17 protein-coding genes are annotated in these 20,506 nt (G+C 48.1%); 8 read left to right on the top strand and 9 right to left on the bottom strand.

All coding sequences use genetic code 11. The annotated features are described in order from the left end of the window. Positions 1–59: 59 nt before the first annotated feature. Entirely contained in the window at positions 60–2,000 is a 1,941-nt protein-coding gene (dnaG, locus tag ACYRYG_RS06340; RefSeq protein WP_293416132.1) for a DNA primase, read from the bottom strand. A gap of 363 nt (positions 2,001–2,363) precedes the next feature. Between dnaG and ACYRYG_RS06335 the strand changes: the two genes are divergently transcribed. The 4 genes from ACYRYG_RS06335 to ACYRYG_RS06320 all read left to right on the top strand — a co-directional run bounded on the left by ACYRYG_RS06335 (position 2,364) and on the right by ACYRYG_RS06320 (position 6,798). Further along, a complete protein-coding gene (locus ACYRYG_RS06335; RefSeq protein ID WP_293425229.1) occupies positions 2,364–3,233 on the top strand; it encodes an electron transfer flavoprotein subunit beta/FixA family protein in 870 nt (289 codons plus the stop codon). Positions 3,234–3,254: 21 nt separating this feature from the next. Beyond that, positions 3,255–4,277, top strand: coding sequence for an electron transfer flavoprotein subunit alpha/FixB family protein (locus ACYRYG_RS06330; RefSeq protein ID WP_293416136.1), 1,023 nt, complete (start codon positions 3,255–3,257; stop codon positions 4,275–4,277). A 3-nt stretch (positions 4,278–4,280) separates the two neighbouring features. Beyond that, positions 4,281–6,014 (top strand): acyl-CoA dehydrogenase family protein, encoded by a 1,734-nt coding sequence (locus ACYRYG_RS06325; protein ID WP_293416138.1) that lies wholly within the window; start codon positions 4,281–4,283, stop codon positions 6,012–6,014. A gap of 82 nt (positions 6,015–6,096) precedes the next feature. After that, positions 6,097–6,798: an SDR family NAD(P)-dependent oxidoreductase gene (locus tag ACYRYG_RS06320; RefSeq protein WP_293416140.1), complete on the top strand. Its 702-nt coding sequence runs from the start codon at positions 6,097–6,099 to the stop codon at positions 6,796–6,798. A 70-nt stretch (positions 6,799–6,868) separates the two neighbouring features. Here ACYRYG_RS06320 and ACYRYG_RS06315 read toward each other — a convergent pair whose 3' ends face one another. The 5 genes from ACYRYG_RS06315 to ACYRYG_RS06295 form a co-directional block, all read right to left on the bottom strand. Then, positions 6,869–7,987, bottom strand: a complete 1,119-nt coding sequence (locus tag ACYRYG_RS06315; RefSeq protein ID WP_293416190.1) for a mechanosensitive ion channel domain-containing protein — start codon at positions 7,985–7,987, stop codon at positions 6,869–6,871. A 120-nt stretch (positions 7,988–8,107) separates the two neighbouring features. Continuing rightward, complete coding sequence (dacB, locus tag ACYRYG_RS06310; protein WP_294075784.1) at positions 8,108–9,376, bottom strand: D-alanyl-D-alanine carboxypeptidase/D-alanyl-D-alanine endopeptidase; 1,269 nt, start codon at positions 9,374–9,376, stop codon at positions 8,108–8,110. A 73-nt stretch (positions 9,377–9,449) separates the two neighbouring features. After that, complete coding sequence (locus tag ACYRYG_RS06305; RefSeq protein ID WP_293416144.1) at positions 9,450–9,872, bottom strand: PH domain-containing protein; 423 nt, start codon at positions 9,870–9,872, stop codon at positions 9,450–9,452. A gap of 223 nt (positions 9,873–10,095) precedes the next feature. After that, entirely contained in the window at positions 10,096–10,716 is a 621-nt protein-coding gene (gene ruvA, locus ACYRYG_RS06300; RefSeq protein ID WP_293416146.1) for a Holliday junction branch migration protein RuvA, read from the bottom strand. Positions 10,717–10,751: 35 nt separating this feature from the next. Beyond that, positions 10,752–11,801, bottom strand: a complete 1,050-nt coding sequence (locus tag ACYRYG_RS06295) for a metallophosphoesterase (protein ID WP_293416148.1) — start codon at positions 11,799–11,801, stop codon at positions 10,752–10,754. A gap of 227 nt (positions 11,802–12,028) precedes the next feature. Between ACYRYG_RS06295 and dxs the strand changes: the two genes are divergently transcribed. The 4 genes from dxs (at position 12,029) to ACYRYG_RS06275 (ending at position 18,058) form a co-directional block, all read left to right on the top strand. Further along, positions 12,029–13,954: a 1-deoxy-D-xylulose-5-phosphate synthase gene (gene dxs, locus ACYRYG_RS06290; RefSeq protein WP_293428878.1), complete on the top strand. Its 1,926-nt coding sequence runs from the start codon at positions 12,029–12,031 to the stop codon at positions 13,952–13,954. 155 nt (positions 13,955–14,109) lie between these two features. Next, positions 14,110–15,450 (top strand): Trk system potassium transporter TrkA, encoded by a 1,341-nt coding sequence (trkA, locus tag ACYRYG_RS06285; protein WP_293416152.1) that lies wholly within the window; start codon positions 14,110–14,112, stop codon positions 15,448–15,450. A gap of 31 nt (positions 15,451–15,481) precedes the next feature. Next, a complete protein-coding gene (locus ACYRYG_RS06280) occupies positions 15,482–16,939 on the top strand; it encodes a TrkH family potassium uptake protein (RefSeq protein WP_293416154.1) in 1,458 nt (485 codons plus the stop codon). Between the two features lie 156 nt (positions 16,940–17,095). Continuing rightward, entirely contained in the window at positions 17,096–18,058 is a 963-nt protein-coding gene (locus ACYRYG_RS06275; protein ID WP_293416156.1) for a type I phosphomannose isomerase catalytic subunit, read from the top strand. Between the two features lie 155 nt (positions 18,059–18,213). Here ACYRYG_RS06275 and ACYRYG_RS06270 read toward each other — a convergent pair whose 3' ends face one another. Genes ACYRYG_RS06270 through ACYRYG_RS06260 form a run of 3 tightly spaced genes read right to left on the bottom strand, consistent with a single transcriptional unit; the run spans position 18,214 to position 20,294 of the window. Further along, positions 18,214–18,423 (bottom strand): hypothetical protein, encoded by a 210-nt coding sequence (locus ACYRYG_RS06270; RefSeq protein ID WP_460197833.1) that lies wholly within the window; start codon positions 18,421–18,423, stop codon positions 18,214–18,216. Between the two features lie 18 nt (positions 18,424–18,441). Further along, positions 18,442–19,434, bottom strand: a complete 993-nt coding sequence (locus ACYRYG_RS06265; RefSeq protein ID WP_293416160.1) for a DUF4435 domain-containing protein — start codon at positions 19,432–19,434, stop codon at positions 18,442–18,444. 11 nt (positions 19,435–19,445) lie between these two features. Then, positions 19,446–20,294, bottom strand: coding sequence for an AAA family ATPase (locus ACYRYG_RS06260; RefSeq protein WP_293416162.1), 849 nt, complete (start codon positions 20,292–20,294; stop codon positions 19,446–19,448). Between the last annotated feature and the right edge of the window lie 212 nt (positions 20,295–20,506).

Raw genomic sequence — 20,506 nt, 5'->3', positions numbered from 1 at the left:
TGCTTCTCTTGACTTTTGCCCCTCCGCTTATACGGAAAGGAACAGATAATGAAGGCCCTTCATACAAGGATATTGCTTCCGAGCATCTTGGCCATCTGATTGCGGATAGTCTGCAAATTCTGGTATTTCTGAATCAGAAGTTTCATTTCTCCACTGTCACCGGTGCTCTCGGTGATCTTCCTTTTCAGTTCGTCCAGGTAATGCTCCACATAGTCCAGACGGAAATTGAGGATCAGGGTAAGCACATCATGTGCCAGACGGGAGGGCTCATCCTCCACCTTCAGACTCTCTGAAAGGTGGAACCGATCCGTACACATCCGTGCAGCCAACTGACTGATCTTGGGATTAGGGTGATTGATGAAATAGTTCTCACTTTCAAAACCTGTGTCCTTCAGATGCTCTACACATTCATGAAGGATCTGATTGTAAATATCCTCTGAAAACAGGAGTTGGTCTGTGCTGAGGTCTGCATCAACATATTGGGCAACGGGCAACGTGACATCCTTTCCCTGATGGTCCTGGACGGTGATCTTTTCATTTCCATGCCGGATGACCAACTGGATAAGTTGCTGTTCCACTTCCTTTTTCTGACTTATCGCTGCCGGTTCTGCTATCTGCGGCCGGGCAGCGGGCACAGCAGAATGCTGGTCAAGTCCGGCAGCACGTCTCTCTGCCTTCTCCTGCTCACTTTTTCCATTACGGATAAACTGGTTCATCTGCCGGATGAGTGTTGACTCATTCAGCCCAAGTCTTGCGGAACAAAGGTGGATATAGGTAGCCCGGACGATCTGGTCCGTGATGACGGAGACACTTTCGACAATCGAATTAATCGCCTCTGACCGCTTGATCGGATCCGAGACCCCCTTAAGAAGGACACGGATCTTAAACTCGATAAAATCTTCCTGATGGCCTTCCACATAACTTTTAAAATCGGCAGCCGTATGGCTCCGGGCAAAGCTGTCAGGATCATTACCATCGGGAAGGAGCAGGACCTTGACGTTCATCCCTTCTTTGAGGAGCATGTCGGTACCACGGAGAGCAGCATGGATCCCGGCTGCATCACCGTCATACAACAAGACAATATTATTCGTGAAACGATGAAGGAGACGTATCTGATACACGCTCAGTGCCGTTCCTGAGTTGGCTACCACATTCTCTATGCCACTCTGATTCATGCTGATCACATCCGTGTATCCCTCCACCATGTAGACCAGATTCTCACGGGCGATCGACTTCTTGGCCTGATAGATGCCATAAAGCTCCTTCTCTTTATGATAGATCGGACTATCCAGGGAATTCACATACTTCTGGCTGACCCCTTTCGTCCGCTTGTCCAAGACACGCCCCCCGAAAGCAATGACTTTTCCACTGACACTGATCCAAGGAAACAGCGCACGGCCGGCAAACCGGTCTTTCAGATGTCCGTCACGACCCTCATAGCTCAGCCCTGTCTTTTTAAGGAACTCCGGCTGGTACCCTTCCCTGACCGCCTCTGACGACATCGCATCCTGCAGGGGAAGGGCAAAACCCAACTGGAACCTGCTGATGATGTCATCCCTGAAACCACGACTGCGGAAATAGGCCATCCCCACAGCCTTGCCGTCCGGGTGCTGATGAAGGATGTTCTGAAAGTATTTTGCTGCCCATTCGTTGACGATGAACATGGACTCACGCTCGCCCTCTTCTCTCTTTTCCTCAGGAGTCAACTCTTTTTCATGGATTTCAATATTATATTTTCTGGCAAGCCATCTCAGGGCTTCCGGATAAGTCATCTGCTCCAGCTCCATCAGGAAATGGACGGCATTACCTCCCTTCCCGCAGGTAAAACAATGACAGATCCCCCTGCTCGGAGAAACTGAAAAAGAAGGATGCGTATCATTGTGAAAAGGGCAAAGACCGACATAATTGACACCCCGTTTCCTCAGTGTAACAAATTCCGAAACCACATCTACAATGTTCGTGGCTGCCATAATCTTATCAATCGTAGCTCTGTCTATCATATTGCTCTTCTTTCCCTCTCTACTTCCAGAAATGTCCTCACAGAATTTTATTTTCTTATATTGTTATCAGATAAAAGATTTCCTTTGTCCGCCCATCCTGTAACTTGCTGTCTCGTAAGGATGATTATGCAAATATACGAACTTTTTTCAAATTGTAGAATACACCTAATTATTTTTCATGAATCAAACCATGCTTTTTCAGTCAAAAAGACATCAAAAGGATCTATTATTGCACAAACCTTTCGTTTTGTGCACATCGTAAACGAAAACGTGCAATTTTCAAGTATTTTATTTGCCCAACAAGCAAAAAATTCGTAATTTTGCGCCGAATTTCGAAATTAATTTATTTATACATAACAATTTATGAAGTTGAAAATCGTTGTACTTGCCAAACAAGTACCTGACACAAGAAACGTGGGAAAGGACGCCATGACAGCTGAGGGAACTGTCAACCGTGCAGCCCTCCCTGCCATCTTCAATCCTGAAGATTTGAATGCTCTGGAGCAAGCTCTTCGCATCAAGGATCAGAATCCGGGTTCTACTGTTGGTATCCTGACCATGGGACCTCCCCGTGCCGGTGAGATTATTCGACAGGGCCTCTATCGTGGTGCCGATACGGGTTGGCTACTGACTGACCGTCTCTTTGCCGGTGCTGACACGTTGGCTACTTCTTATGCCTTGTCTCTGGGTATCCGTAAGATCGGAGATGTAGATATTGTGATCGGAGGTCGTCAGGCCATTGATGGTGATACGGCTCAAGTCGGTCCTCAGGTAGCCCAGAAACTGGGACTCAATCAAGTCACTTATGCCGAAGAGATTATAAAGATAGACAACAAAAAAGCCACGATCAGACGTCATATTGACGGGGGTGTAGAAACAGTGGAAGCTCCTTTGCCACTTCTCGTAACCGTTAATGGTACGGCTGCGCCATGCCGCCCGTGCAACGCCAAACTGGTCATGAAATACAAGTATGCGTCTTGTCCTATGGAGCGCAAAGGGGATGAGCCATGGACTGAACTTTACAAGACCCGCCCTTACCTTACCTTGAACCAGTGGAGTGTGGCCGATGTGGCAGGTGACTCTCAACAATGCGGCCTGAGTGGTTCCCCGACAAAGGTCAAAGCCGTACAAAATATTGTCTTCCATACCAAGGAAAGCAAGAGGCTGACTTCTTCTGATGAGGATATAGACCAGTTGATGAAAGAATTGATTTCGGAGAAAATTATCGGTTAATTACTGTAGTACCAGAAATTTATGAATAACATTTTTGTATATTGCGAGGTTGAAGGCACTACCGTTGCCGAGGTATCTCAGGAGTTGCTTTCCAAAGGCCGTAAACTGGCCAGTCAGCTGGGCGTAGAACTCGAAGCTGTCGTAGCCGGAACCGGCATAAAGGGTAAGGTGGAAGATCAGATCCTGCCCTACGGCGTTGATCATCTGTTCGTGTTCGATGCAGAAGGCCTTTTCCCTTATACCTCTGCTCCACATACGGACATTCTCGTCAACCTCTTCAAAGAGGAAAAGCCACAGATCGCTCTCATGGGAGCTACCGTTATCGGCCGGGACCTGGGCCCTCGTGTCTCATCATCCCTGACATCAGGACTGACCGCTGACTGTACCCAACTGGAGATCGGTTCTTATGATGACCGGAAGACCGGCAAGCACTATGACAATCTGCTCTTCCAGATGCGCCCGGCCTTCGGCGGGAATATCGTTGCAACCATCGTCAACCCTGATCACCGTCCGCAAATGGCTACCGTCCGCAGCGGTGTCATGCAAAAGGCTCTCTACAAGGGAAAAGCTAAAGGTCAGGTGTCTTACCCTGACGTGGCCAAATATGTTCCGGAAACCGACTTTGTCGTCAAGGTTATTGACCGTGAAGTCAAGGCTGCCAACTGTAACTTGAAAAGTGCTCCTATCATCGTTGCAGGGGGCTATGGTATGGGCAGCAAAGAAGGTTTCAATATGCTCTATGAACTCGCTGATGAACTCCATGCAGAGGTGGGCGCTTCCCGTGCTGCCGTCGATTCAGGATGGATAGACTCCAGCCGCCAGATCGGCCAGACCGGTGCCACCGTTCACCCAAAGGTTTACATCGCCTGCGGTATCTCCGGACAGATCCAGCATATCGTCGGTATGCAGGACGCAGGTATCATCATCTCTGTCAACTCTGATCCAGACGCTCCCATCAATAAGATTGCAGACTATGTTATCGTTGGTACCGTCGAGGATGTTGTACCTAAACTTATCAAGCATTACAAACAGAACACCAAGTAAACTATGGCAAATTATTATAGTGATCATCCAGAGATTGCATTCCAACTGAGCAATCCTCTGATGAAACGTATTGTTGAGCTTAGAGAGCGCAACTTCGTCGAAAAAGACAAATATGCTGAAGCTCCTGTCAACTACGAGGATGCTATGGAGAATTACAAACGGGTGCTGGACATCATCGGTGATATTTCCGCCAATGTCCTTCAGCCTAATTCGGAATCCATCGACCTGGAAGGTCCTCACCTTGAGAATGGCCGCATGAAATACGCCAGCAAGACCTATGAGGATCTTGACGCTACCCGTAAAGCCGGACTCTGGGGAGTTACCATGCCTCGCCAGTATGGTGGGCTCAACTTCCCTCTGACCATCTTCTCCATGATGTCAGAAGTGGTGGCAGCTGCCGATGCCGGCTTCCAGAACATCTGGAGCTTGCAGAGTTGTATCGACACTCTTTATGAGTTTGGCTCTGACGAGCAACGGGAAAAGTATATCCCGCGGGTTTGTCAGGGGGAGACCATGAGTATGGACCTCACGGAACCTGATGCCGGCTCTGACTTGCAGCGTGTCATGCTGAAGGCTACCTTCGATGAGAAGGACAACTGCTGGCACCTGAATGGGGTCAAGCGTTTCATCACGAATGGTGACTCTGACATCCACCTTGTCCTGGCTCGTTCTGAAGAGGGTACCCACGACGGACGCGGATTGTCCATGTTCATTTATGACAAGCATAACGGTGGGGTAACCGTCCGGCATATTGAGAACAAACTCGGTATTCACGGATCACCTACCTGCGAGTTGGTCTTCAAGAATGCAAAGGCTGAACTTTGTGGAAGCACCCGCCTGGGCCTCATCAAGTATGTCATGGCGCTGATGAATGGTGCCCGCCTGGGAATCGGTGCACAGAGTGTAGGGGTTGCACAGGAAGCTTATGACCTGGCCGTAATGTATGCCAAGGAACGTGAACAATTCGGAAAGAAGATCATCTCTTTCCCGGGTGTCTATGACATGCTGTCCCGCATGAAAGCCAAACTTGACGGTGGCCGTGCACTGCTCTATGAGACTGCCCGCTATGTGGATATCTACAAGACCCTTGAAGACATCTCACGGAGCCGCAAACTGACCCCTGAAGAACGCAAGGAGATGAAGAAATACGGACGTATGGCAGACGCCATTACTCCGCTTTGCAAGGGGATGAATTCCGAATATGCCAACCAGGCTGCCTATGATGCCATCTCCATCCACGGAGGTTCCGGCTTTATCATGGAATATGAAGCCCAGCGCCTCTACCGGGATGCCCGCATTTTCTCCATCTACGAGGGTACAACACAGTTGCAAGTGGTCGCTGCGATCCGCTATGTGACCAACGGCACTTACCTCAAGATCATTGAGGAGATGCTGGGACACGAAGTAGCTGAAGACCTGAAGCCTCTTCAAAAACGTGTCGAGGAGATGACTGCCCTTTACAAACAATCCATTGAATATGTAAGGGATGCTGACAATCAGGAGATGCACGATTTCCTTGCACACCGGCTTTGTGACATGACGGGTGATATTCTCGTTTCCCTGTTGCTTTTGGATGACGCCACTCGAAATGAAGATCTTTTCGGGCGGAGTGCAAAGGTTTTTGTCTTTGCAGCAAATGCTAAGGTAGTAGGAAATGCAGACTATATCCAGAACTTTATCGCAGAAGACTTGACGGATTTCCGCGTGGAAGAAACTCAGGAAGAAGCTGGAAAATAAAAGGTTATCATATCAAGAACAAAAGGGCGTCCGGTCAGGCCGCCCTTTTTTATAGGTTCTCAGTTGCTGAAAAAAATTAATCATGGCAAAAGTATTAGTCACAGGAGCCAATAAAGGAATCGGCTTCGCTATCAGTAAACAGTTAGGGCTCTGCGGATGGCATGTACTCGTAGGAGCTCGTAGCCGGGAAAGAGGAGAAAAAGCGGTCTGCCGCCTGAAGGCCATGGGGGTCAAAGAGGTGGAATGGGTTGAGGTCAACCTTTCTGATTTAGAGGCTATCCGACGTTCCGTAAAGTTAATTAAAGACAGTCACCCGGATCTGGAAATGCTGGTTAACAATGCCGGGATACCCGGGAACATGGAATGTGCAAGTTATGAGTCTGACATGGAAGACATCATCGAAACGGTAAAGGTGAACTATATCGGCACCTACGCCCTGACAAAAGGGCTTGTCCCTGTCATCGCCAGAAACCGTGGAAGGATCGTTAACATCACCGTCCCTACCAGCGTCAACCCTTATTGGAATCCGCTGGCCTACAAAGCCAGTAAGGCTGCCCAGAATGTGATGACCGCTACCATGGGTTTTGACTTTGACAAAAACAAGGTTCCGGTAGAGATTTTCTGCGTTCATCCCGGACCTACCACTACCGACCTGAATGGCAATATGACAGGGGAAGGATTTCATACCCCGGAGGTCGTCGCCGGAAAGTTCATGGAGATCATCAACGACGGGAAACGTCACCAGGGTGAATTCATAGAGATCTTCCCCATCGTATCTGCCTGATCACTGTACAGCAAGGAGATGCCCTGTTCCGCAAGTGAGCGGACGGGCATGTCCTCAATTAATTCAATATTCACTGCATGGGGAATTGCTGGTAAATCGTCAGGCCATAATCCCTTGCTATGGAGTAGACATAGTCCATGATGTCCGCCAGATGCTCCTCATAAAGTTTCCAGTCCTTTATTTTCAAGAAGAAATAAAACTCTACAGGAACGCCGCACTGGGTAGCCTCCAGCTCGCGGACCATCACCATCATTTCACTGTTCACATCATCACGCCTCATGAGGAATTCCTCCATGGCACGGCGGAACAGTCCCATATTCGTAACCTTCTTCTCATCGTCCACGAATTTAATACTCCGGAAATCGAAGTAAACGGCTCGCTTGATACGGCGGCCGGGACTTTGTTCCATTCCGATCCAGTTCTGGAAACTCCCGTTAATCAATGCTTGAGGCGAGATCGTAACTATCGTATTATCAAAATTCTGTACCTTGACCGTAGAGAGCGACATTTCCTTGACAACACCGTCAACAGTCGTATCCGGGACTGTGATCCAGTCGCCGACATGAATCATATCATTACTCGTCAAGCGCACTCCTGAGACCAGTCCTTCAATGGTATCCTTGAAAACGAGCATGAGCACGGCCGAGGTCGCGCCCAGTCCGGCAAAGAGCGCCATCGGACTCTTGTTGAGTAAGATGGCGATGATCACGACAAAGGCTATAAAGACCATCAAGATCTTCAGCACCCCGCAGAACGATTTCAGATATTGGCGGGTGGAAGACCGTCGGCTGATTATTTCCAGTTGATTGAAAGAATCAATAAACACGACTGCCGTGCGGGTGGTCATGACAACGATATAAATGGCTGTCAGACGGGTCAGGATGACACGGATGGAAGGAAACTGGTAGAACACCATCGGCAAGAGTTTCCAGACGACAATGGCCGGAACAATCCGGCAGGCACTGACCAGGACTCTCTCGTTGAATAAGACCGAATCCCATTTCGCTGTTGTTTTCCGGGTGATGCTCATGATCAGGGGGACAAGGGTCTTCCGGCAGATCACATAGAACAGCCAGGCCAGGAATGCGGTCACGAGAATGAGTAGGACATGTCGCAAGACAGGGACGGCAGGGCCATGAATCCCCGTGAGGGAAATCATCTGCTCGACAAAAATTCTGATCCTTTCCAACCAGATATGAGAACTCACTAATTTATGAACTTGCAAGACCATAGTAAAAAATTAAGAATGAAAGGGACAAGGGGCCATCATGTATTTCCAAAACAAGACAAGAATCCCCCGGCATAAGATTTATTGAGGAGAACAGAGTGATATACAGACGCGGTCCTGAAAGGCTCTCGCATTGACCGCATGCATCACCCCCTGGTTAAGGATGGCGAAACAGAGCAGGTGACTGTTGGCTGCCGTACAATAGCCTGCGAGAGAGACCACTCCGGTCTCGGTGCCCGTCTTTGCATGCACGTTCCCCCGTGTAAAAGCATTATGCATCCGGTGTTCCAGTGTACCGTCCACGCCCATAATGGGAAGTGCCGGATGCAGATGCATATAGATATTATCATTCTGATAAGCATATCTCAGCAAACGTACCAGCAACTCAGGCGTAATATAATTATAGAGTGACAGACCGCTTCCGTCAGCCAACCGGTAACGGGAAGGATCCAGACCTATTTTCTCGATCAGTTTCCGTTCCACAGCCCTTGCGCTCTTTGCTGACGCAGGATGATTGCCGGTGGAAGCAGCTACTTGATAATATAGTGATTCCGCATAAAGATTATCACTTTCCTTAAGCATCCTGACCAGGATCTGATCCAGGCTGTGGTAACGCGTACAAACCGTGAAGGCATCATCCGGACAACGCTTCGTACCTGTGGAAAACGGTGAAAAGATCACACCTGATTCACGGAGCCTGGAGATAAAACGGTCCATGAACTGGTCCTTTCCGGAGATCAGAAGAGGAGAAAGCGTAGGATTGTCATCATCCCAGCACCATCCTTCGCCATAAAGGTTGGTGTCTTTCATTGACTTGTCTGCATAGATGGAACCATGGATGGAATCCACTCCCATCTCCTTCAAGTTGGAGATGAAAGCTGACAGGTCATCAGAATTGAACCGGGGATCCATCCCTCCCACTAAATATACATCTCCCGTAAGGGTGTGGTTCTCTATCTTGCCGGTGTATCTTAACTGGGTCTTAAACTGGTAGGAACCTCCCAGACGGTCAATAGCCGTAATCGCGGTCAGCAGTTTCAGGCAAGAAGCAGGACGCATCATCTGGAATTCATTTTTCTCGAAGATGCATGAATCTGCCGTAAGATCCCATACCATCATCCCTACCTGGGAAGTCTGGAACATCTTGTTCTCCAGCAGTTTGTTGATCTTTTCCTGCACTGATTTCGGCCATGGCAGATTTGTGACAGTATCCGTATTGACGGAATCAGACCATGCCGAATCCTCCTTGACCTCCTCATTATTCTCTATATTTTCATCAATGACCTGAGCTTCCGCCGGCACGAGCATCACGGTCATCACCAGCAAAAGTAAACATCTCAAATTTTTCATCATCCTATATTATTCATTTATTGAATGTCCGGAACACGCGATCCCCTTCGGATCCATGTACAAGAACCATCCTTCATCTCTCCTGGCTCACACACCGTTTCTTCAGCTCAGACAGGAAGCCCTCCTCTTCTACCGGCATTACTGCCTCCATTCTCTTTCCAGATCCATACACCAACAGAAGATAATGGTTCAGTCCAAACACGGTTTTCATACGAGTCACCTCCTGGAGTTCCCTCAAGGGAATGGATTTATTAATTGAAAACCTGCCCTTATTGATGATCAGTATCTCCTGTTCCTTCCCAGGTGTCCCCGCTCCGACCTTATGAAAAGTGTAAGTCGTATGGATAACCCGTTCGATCATGCATAAAATAAGTACCATAAGCAATGTACCGATCAACGCATGCTTTTCCCAAAAGAAATAAAAGGTGAGAATCGAAAATAGAACGATACCACTCATAGCTCCTATCGTAAAACGATGATGAAATGTCTTGTCCATTACCTTTTTTCTTTTCATTCAGACCGAACAGAAATACACTCACTGGAAACCTGAACGGCGACATAGATGGTTACAAGTGCAAAATTACAAAAAAATGCTCGTTTAAGCTCCCTTTTGTTCATTAATTACACTTTTTATATCCGTTTACCCCTTTTTCACCTCCATTCAGCCTCCACAGAATAAATCCCCGGCGATCAGCCTTTGCTGAAAGCAACCGGAATGATCATTTGATCTGCTTCAAAGCGAGTTTGACGACCTGCTCCACCGGGAGATCGGGCTGTTCAGCCATAATTGCCCTTACAACCTTATCGGAAGGTGCCGGAGAAAAACCGAGCATGGTCAATGCGCTCACAGCCTCATCCTTAATATCCATATTAATGGAACTCTTGCTGGTCCCGCCTGCGGGAATCTCATCGGTGATGCCCAGGCTGACGATCTTATCCTTGAGGTCCAGGATGATACGCTGAGCTGTCTTCAGTCCGATGCCCTTGACGCTCTTGAGCATTTTATCATTCCCTGTAGAAATAATATTGCACAGTTCGCCCGGAGAAGTAGAAGAAAGGATCATCCTGGCCGTATTGGCCCCTATACCGGACACGGTGATCAACAGGCGATACAGGTCACGCTCCTGACGAGTGTAAAAGCCGAAAAGGGTGAAAGAATCATCACGTCCTCCCGTCACGAGAGACTCATGGACGAAAAGTTTGACCTCCCGGTTTTTTAAACCCTGGACAGCCGTATACGTGTTCAGGGATATGTTCAGCGCAAAACCTACCCCTGAAGCCTCTACGACAGCCAGTGCAGGAGTTATTTCCGTAAGTGTACCTTTGACATAATCAATCATAATTTTCTTTTTAAAGTTCAGACCTATTATACATTTTATCCCTCCGCAGGCCGGTGCAGTTCGATGATCGGTATTTCCGGTGGATCCCCGAGGCGGAAGGGCATGGTGCCGCCGATGCCGGTCGAGACATACAACATACTTCCGTCCTCGGTATACTTTCCACCCCACTCATGGTAGAACCATTTGACCGGGGAGAAATGGCCTATCCTCAGTTGTCCTGCATGGGTATGCCCGCTCAGTGTCAAGGCGATGTCCGTATGATGCAGGACCCCCATCCGCCAATGATGGGGATCATGGCTCAACAGGATCTTGAACATCCCCTCGGGTAATCCTTTCATTGCATGATCCAGATCACCATAGCTCTGAAAAGGTGGTCTGCTGATATTCTCCACCCCGATCACCGCTATCGTCGAATCCTCATCAGCAGGAGCATCCGGACAGGACTCCCCCCTTACACGACCGGCTGCCTCCTCCTGAGAATGACGAGCCACTTTTACCGGCCGGTGGATCAGGACATGATCGTTCAGAAGGAGTTTCCACCCCATCTTCTCTTCCAGATAATGGAGCACTTTCTGGTTCTTGCGGATATTTTCCTCGGAAGTATCCTTTCCATATTCACAATAATCATGGTTGCCCAGGACGGACAAGACTCCGTCGGGAGCATGAAGTCTGTCCAGGACAGTAGTAAAGGGGATGATCTCCTCCGCGCTGACATTCACCAGATCGCCCGTGAAGACGATCAGGTCCACCTTCTGCTTCTGCACCGTATCCACCACTTTAGTGATGAAGGACCGGTTTTTCAGAAATGTGCCGATATGAATATCGGAAAGTTGAAGGATACGATAGCCCTCGAAAGCCTGGGGAAGAAGAGGAGAGACACAAGATACCCTCCTCACCTTGATATGGCGCCAGCCGATCAGTAACCCGTAAACGGCTATCAGGAATATGCATCCTGCGCCGATCACCCCCGGCAACCAGCCCAGAAAGGGCCATAAGATCAGGAAGACAAGACCGGGGATGCCAATAAAAAGGATGGCCCCGAAGATCCCTCTCACCAATGAATTATGATGTATCGTCAATTTCATAACCTGTTCGGATAATTCAATACAAATATAGTGAATTCTTTGGAAAGGCCATCCTCACTGACTGGTTTTTATCAATTTTTCCGGAAAGGCCTGGTGATCCGGACATCCTGGGCCCGCCTGCGGGAACGAGCAGGCAACGGTATAAAGGGAACAGGAAAAATTATGGAATAAATTTGTTTTTCTGTATAAGTTAATGTATCTTTGCAAAGATACATCCTTTCTAAAAAATGCAGAATCAACATACATACGGACTTTTAGATAAAATCATTTATCCCAAAGATTTACGAAAACTCAGCATAGACCAACTCCCTGAGGTATGCAAGGAACTGAGAAAAGATATTCTTGACGAAGTATCGATCAATCCGGGGCACCTGGCTTCTTCGCTCGGTGCCGTGGAAATAACGGTAGCCTTGCATTACGTATTCAACACTCCCGATGACCGGATCGTCTGGGATGTGGGGCATCAGGCCTACGGGCATAAGATTCTGACCGGCCGCAGAAAACTCTTCTACACGAACCGACAGTTGCACGGCATCCGCCCGTTCCCCTCTCCTTTGGAGAGTCCTTATGACACCTTCACCTGCGGGCATGCCTCCAATTCCATCTCGGCTGCACTGGGCATGGCCGTAGCCGCTAAGAAAACCGGGCATGAGAAACGGCATATCGTAGCCGTTATCGGAGACGGCGCAATGAGCGGGGGACTCGTTTTCGAAGGACTCAATAATGTGAGCTCCACGCCCAATGACCTGCTCATCGTCCTGAATGATAACGACATGAGCATTGACAGGGCCGTAGGGGGAATGGAGAAATATCTCCTGCGGCTGGATACATCGGATACCTATAACCGTCTCCGCTTCAAGGCGAGCAGATGGCTCTTTTCCAAAGGTTATCTGAACGAGAACCGAAGAAGGGGGATTATCCGGTTGAACAATGCCATCAAATCGGCCATCAGCCATCAGCAGAACATCTTCGAGGGAATGAACATCCGTTATTTCGGCCCTTATAACGGGCATGATGTGAAAGAACTTGTACATACCTTCCGTCAGCTGAAGGACATGAAGGGACCGAAATTACTGCACCTCCACACCATCAAGGGAAAGGGTTACAAACCTGCTGAGAAATCGGCCACCGTCTGGCATGCCCCCGGGAAATTTGACATCCAGACCGGTTACCGGATCATCCAGGACAGTACTGACCAGCCTCCAAAATTCCAGCAGGTGTTCGGAGAAACGCTGCTTGAACTGGCTAAAAGTAACCCCCGGATTGTGGGGGTGACCCCTGCCATGGCCCCCGGGTGCTCCATGAATATCATGCAGAAAGTCATGCCGGACCGTGTGTTCGATGTGGGAATTGCCGAGGAGCATGCCGTCACCTTCTCGGGGGGGATGGCAAAGGACGGACTTCAGCCTTTCTGTAACATCTACAGTGCTTTCGCCCAAAGGGCTTATGATAATATCATCCATGATCTGGCTATTTTGAATCTGCCCGTCGTCCTCTGTCTGGACAGGGCAGGAATAGTCGGCCCTGACGGCCCTACACACCACGGCGTCTTTGATATGGCTGCACTGCGTCCGGTTCCCCATCTGACCATCGCTTCTCCAATGAATGAACATGAACTGAGAAAACTCATGTATACGGCACAGTTGGAAGGCAAGGGGACTTTCGTGATCCGCTACCCGCGGGGAAGAGGCGTGCTCACCGACTGGCGCTGCCCCCTGGAAGAGATCCCCGTAGGAACGGGGAGGAAACTGAGGGACGGGAAGGATGTGGCTGTCCTCAGCATCGGTCCTATCGGCAACGATGTAGAAAGAGCCATTAATGATCTGGAACAGGACAAAGATCCTCTTGCGGCCAGAGCCTCTCTGGGAAAGGTAGCTCATTATGACATGCGCTTCCTCAAACCGCTTGATGAACAACTCCTGAAGGAGATCGCAGAAAGATTTTCCAAGATCATTACCATTGAAGACGGAGTGAAAGCCGGCGGATTCGGCAGTGCTGTCCTGGAATGGATGAACGATCACGGATTCCATCCTGATATTCTGCGGATGGGCATACCGGATGAATTCGTAGAACACGGGACCGTGGAACAGTTGCATCAGATTGTGGGCATAGATACGGAAAGTATTAAACAGAATATCGCAGCACTGCTGTAACGGGCGTGCTGCCCCGTTCGCTTCTCTGTAGTCAATCTGTTTATATTCAAAAAGGAAAAACAGGAGGATAGATCGGTCTGTCCTCCTGTTAATGATTAACAAGGTGCCCACACCTATAATAATCTATTTATCATTATAAAGCATTTTACAGTATTATGAGGATTATCATTTCAGGCGCTTATGCCATAGGAACATACCTTGCCAAATTATTGTCCCGCAATGAAGAGGATATTACCCTTATCGATGAGGATGCAGACCGACTGGCAGAGATCGGCTCCGACTATGACCTGCTCACGCTGGAGGCCAATCCCGGGAGCATCAGGACTCTGAAGGAAGCGGGAGCACCAAACGCGGACCTCTATATCGCCGTGACGAAAAGTGAAGCGCTCAACCTGAACACTTGTATCCTGGCAAAGGCCCTGGGCACAAAAAAAACCGTCGGAGAAATAGGAAACTCCGAATACATTGAACCCGAATCACAAAAGTTCCTGCAACGACTGGGCATTGATTCCGTCATTTTCCCGGAGGTGCTCGCCGCACAGGACATCAACAACGGCCTGAGAATGAGTTGGGTCCGGCAGCGCTGGGATGTACACGGGGGTGCCCTCGTTATGCTCGGCATCAAACTCCGGGATAGTTGTGAGATTCTCAACCGACCCCTGAAAGATATCTGTGGCATGGGAGCACATTATCATATCGTTGCCATCAAACGCGGAGACGAGACCATTATTCCTTCGGGAAATAATAAACTGAAGACCTATGACCTGGCATATTTCATGACTACAAAGGACTATATCCCCTATATCCGGAAAATCGCTGGAAAGGAAAACTATGAAGATGTCAGGAACGTCATGTTCATGGGAGGCGGTGAAACTGCCGTAAAAGCCCTCAACACGCTCCCGGAATACATGAATGCAAAAGTCATTGAAAATGATAAAGAGCGTTGTAAAAGACTCAACGAACTTTTAGATGACAGGACACTGGTCATCCACGGTGACGGACGTGACGTCTCCTTACTGCAGGAAGAAGGTATCTCCAGCACACAGGCTTTCGTGGCTCTCACGCCGAACACGGAAACGAATATCCTGGCCTGTCTCACAGCAAAGAGGATGGGGGTCAGGAAAACTGTGGCAATGGTCGAAAACATTGATTATATCAGCATGGCAGAAAGCCTGGACATCGGAACGATTATCAACAAGAAAGTCATTGCGGCCTGCCATATCTATCAGATGATGCTCGACGCAGATGTGATGGATGTCCAATTCCTGATGAATGCCAATGCAGATGTCGTCGAATTCATCCCTAAAGAGGGCTCCAGAGTCACCTTAAAACCAGTTTGCAAACTCGGACTGCCTCACGAAGCTACCATCGGCGGCCTTGTCAGAGAAGGAAAAGGAATGCTGGTATCCGGAAACACACAGATCCAGACCGGTGACGCAGTAATCGTTTTCTGCCATCATATTAACCTGAAGAAAATTGAAAAGTTCTTTATCTGATCCATCAAAGACCAGGACAAACGAATAAATAATGCTTCATTTCAAATTAATCAACAAGATTATCGGCCATCTGCTTCTTATAGAAGCCTTCCTGATGAGTTGGTGCCTGGTCGTCAGCATCATCTACCATGAAGATGACATCTTCGCCTTTCTCTGCTCCATTACTCTTACCGTGCTCGCGGCTCTGAACCTGATCACGATAGGCAGGAATGCCAGGAATATCCTTTCACAAAGAGATGCTTACCTCATCGTCGCCGCAGCCTGGATCATCTTCAGCCTGTTCGGCACCCTGCCCTTCCTGATCAGCGGATACATCAGGAACTTCACGGACGCTTATTTCGAGACCATGTCTGGTTTTACAACCACAGGAGCCTCTATCATCGATAACGTCGAAGCCCTGCCACACGGCTTGTTGTTCTGGCGGTCACTGACCCAATATATCGGGGGACTGGGGATCGTCTTCTTTACCGTGGCCCTGCTGCCTTCTCTCGGAGGGGGCTCCATAAAAATATTCGCTGCCGAATCCACCGGACCGTTCAAGACCAAACTCCACCCTCGTATTTCCACAAATGCCAAATGGATATGGGTCGTCTATCTGATTCTTACCACAGGCTGTGCAGCCAGTTACTATATCGGCGGGATGAACTTGTTTGATGCCATCAATTTCTCGATGACGACAACTGCCACAGGAGGTTTCGGAACTCATAATGACAGCTTTGCCTTCTATCATTCCAAATTCCTGGAATACGCCTGCACGCTTTTCACTTTCCTGTCAGGAATCAACTTCACCCTTCAGTACAATTCTATCTTCAAGGGCAAGATACAGAACCTGTTCCATAATTCAGAGTTTAAGTTTTACCTGATCATGGTCCTCACCTTCTCTGCCTTCATCATGTCAAAACTGATACTGAATAATCACTATGACCTGGAACACGCTTTCCGCAAAGCAGTTTTCCAGGTGGTAACCTTCATTACGACAACCGGTTTTTTCAGCGATGACGCCTCGACATGGCCCCATATCACATGGGTGATCCTCGCCGTCTGCATGTTCTTCGGAGCCTGCTCGGGAAGCACGAGCGGAGGACTGAAATGTATCCGAGGGGTCATGACGATGAAAACGATCAGAAATGAATTTCTCCAGATCCTGCATCCTAATGCCGTCCTGCCGGTAAGAATCGACGGAATAAATGTATCGCAAGAAAAGAGGCTGACATTGCTCTCCTTTCTCTCCACTTACCTGATCCTCTGCCTGGTCACCTCTTCAGCCCTTATAGCCATGGGGATTGATAACACCAATGCCATTACGATGGCGTTGAGCAGTATGGGAAATGTAGGGCCGACACTTGGAACGGAGATCGGACCAACAATGTCATGGAGCATACTGCCTGCTGCCGCAAAATGGCTGTGTGCATTCATGATGCTGATCGGACGCCTGGAGCTCTTCACCGTACTGGTTATCTTTACCCCTTCTTTCTGGAAGAATCATTGAATTACAGAAAACCCGGAAATCAAGGAATCTTCCGCACTGCCATAGAAATCGTGTTGATTTATATTATTTAAATGGACCGGAACACTATATTATCTTCTGATTATTTGGAAAAATCAAAAGATTATGATATATTTGCAGATATATAACTAAATTATTATGAAACCATTTAAATTTGAACCTCTGTTGAAGTCGACCCTCTGGGGAGGCAACAAAATTATCCCGTTTAAGCACCTGAACATGCAACAGGATAATGTAGGAGAGAGTTGGGAAATCTCAGGTGTACCGGGTAGTCAGAGTATTGTAGCAGAAGGCCCTTACAAAGGGAAAACACTTCAGGCCCTCATTTCCGAGTTGAAAGACTCACTCGTGGGCGTAGACAATTACAAGCACTTCGGCACGGAATTCCCCCTGCTCATCAAATTTATTGATGCCAGCCAGCAACTCTCCATCCAGGTTCATCCGAATGATGAGATTGCCCACCAACTCGGCAAGGAGCGCGGCAAGACAGAAATGTGGTATGCGATGAATTCAGACCAGGGTGCAAGTCTGATGTGTGGCCTGAAGCAGCACATCAACCCGGAGCAATATAAAGCCATGGTGGCAAACGATACGATTACCGATGCCCTCGCCAATTATCCCGTCAAGGAGGGAGATTGTTTCTTCATACCTGCCGGCCGCATCCATAGCATCGGGAAGGGTTGTTTCCTGGTTGAGATACAGCAGACCAGTGATGTCACTTACCGTATCTATGATTTCAAGCGTAAGGACAAGAACGGCAACTATCGCCAGTTGCATACTCGTGAAGCTGCGATGTGCATTGACTATCAGGTCAAGAGCAATTATCGCCAGCAGTATGTCCCTCAGAAGAATCAGGGGGTCAGTCTGGTCAAGTGCCAATATTTCAACACTACGGTTTATGATTTAACTGAGCCAATGACGCTGGACTACAGTGAGCTTGACAGTTTCGTCATCCTGATCGGCGTGGAGGGCAAAGCAAAGATGAGCGACAATGAAGGCAATGAATTTGAGCTCCAGGCTGGTGAATCCCTTCTGATCCCTGCCACGACAAAACAGGTACATGTAGACGGTAATATCAAATTCCTGGAATCTTATGTATAAGGTATCCTGAAAATCAGAAAAAGAGAGGATGTTTCAAGTGTGAGATCCCCTCAAAAAAGTCAGACGTTAAATTAAACGTTATAATGCTCTATTCTGAGCCCGGTATATGCCGGGCTCATTCTTTTCAGCCCCAATGACATTTGCCCATCACTTCTTCAGCCATCAACACCAGACTTTTGGGGATTCAATATGTCCCATGCTGAGAGCGATACACCATTGAGGCTATCCCAATGCACCATTGAGATCATCCCGATGCACCATAGAGACCACCCCAATGCACCATAGAGACCACCCCAATGCACCATTGAGGCCATCCCGATGCACCAGGGATGAACATAGGCAGCAATGCCAAAGTCAGGGATCATAGTCACCTACCGCTCTCATCAAATACTGAGAAAATGATCAAGGTCTTTCAGCAAACGCTGAAAAGGTTCGGAATATTGATAGACCATATTTTTCTTCATCATCTGAGTCACACTCTCGATGCTGTGTTTATAACTCGACATCTCAGTCGTTTCCTGCATCACATGGACCGACTGCTCCCGGATTTCCTCCTCCCGTTCCTCCTCCAGTTTCTCGGAAACCTTCATGACGACAGGACACACCACCTTATCAAACAGATGATGTCCCTGGATAAACAAATAAGTATTGTCTGACCGTACCCCCAGTCGGTTGAGATCTTTTATCAAGGCCTCCTTCTGATCCTGAAACTGAGGGTAATCCTTTCTCAACCGTTGCAGTTTACGGTCAATTTTCCTGCGCATGTAAGAGATCATCTCCTCAGGGTGATTGATCTTGACATACCCCGGCTCAATGATTTTATTGAAATCCGTAATGGTGAAGTCATTATAATGAGGTCCTCTGTAGAACCAGATATTCCAGACGAATAAAGGCCATATTGCCTCAGAATAATCAAACAGATACTTCTCAAAGTCGAAAATATTATGATCATTCAGGGTCACCATCACACAGGCGTCATGCAAGCCAGGCGCATAGCACTGGTAATTTTCTATGGCATAGACATACGTATGGAAGATATAAGGATTCTCATTGATTAATTTCGACGTCTCGGTTGCCCCCTGGATAAGATAGTCATAGTCCGCATCCACACAGGCAATCATATCCCTGCCTACGCCGGAAAGCATATTGGCAATCGCAGCCTTCTTCCCCCTTTCCAGATAACTGCCCCTGACGGGGAGCATGATTTCGAAATAGCGGGTATTATTCTCAAAACGGCCCAGCACCTGCCGCCAGAAGAGTACATCATCATAACTTTCCACATAGGCGACAATCTTCCTACGGGCATGCTGAGAATTCAGTCGGTTGGCGGCTTCAAAATATTGAGAGGTTATATGGTCTTTTAATCTTGGAGACATAAGCAGCAAATTTACTTATCCTCCGGTTTCCCGGAAGTGTGGGCACCAACAGTAATATCCGTCACTTCAGTAACATTGTCCATCCATCCATTCATGATCACAGCCGGACTGTGCGTAGTCATGATCAACTGGACATTCGGGTTCAGTTTCAAGACCAGGTCAATCAACTGTTTCTGCCAGTCGAAATGCAGGCTCACCTCCGGTTCGTCCATGAAGAGGACGTAAGGTTTCTGGTCCTCTACCAGGACGGTCAGGAGGATGCAGAGCATCTGTTTCTCACCGCTTGACAACATATAAGGGACCAGTGTCTCCCCCAGTTGTGAAAAGCGTATCTCATTTTCCGTACGTATAATCTTCTTGCCCGTGGAGGCGAAGAGTTGATCGACCATATCCTGAAACATCTTTTTCGGTCCAGCGATTTTCTCCGCTTTTCCCGCTGCATCAGGTCCCCCGCACTGCAAGACCTGGATGATGCGATTACCGATATTGACCTGATAGTCCAGATATTTTCGCTGGAGATTATAAAGTTGCAGATCCATTTCCGTTCCCATCGGAATATCCAGTTGAGACACCAGCTCCGAGTTGACCAATGGCCGGTCAAAAGAGCGGATGACATCATAGCGGATCCATTTTGCGTCCCCCGGACACACCTGAAGATGAACGCCCTTCAAAAGATGACTGGGGAATTCGCCCCCCTGTGACAGTCCCTTGATGACCTTGTTCAGGATGGTGGTCTTCCCGACCCCATTGATACCACTCAGAATATTCACCTTACGGTCAAGATTCCAGATAATATGTTTGACCCCGCTCCAAAGAGAGTCAATTTCGATCTTTACGATATAATCAGCGTATTTCTGCATAATCTAAAAATCTCCCAATCACTTGTTCTATTCCTTATCTCACTTCCAGATGACAAATATAAGAAAAAGAAACTAAAATCAAAAGGAGTTCAGAATTTATTATTAACTTTGCGAATGATTTAACGGGAGACAGCATAAAGCACGGCAGTACCCTTCTGCTTGTGAGATGAAGGGCAAGCATTCATAATGATCATAAAGAATGATAAAAGACA

This window comes from Segatella asaccharophila (genome assembly GCF_054687055.1).
The sequence above is the reverse complement of the archived record's forward strand: the minus strand, read 5'-3'. Positions and strand labels throughout refer to the sequence as shown.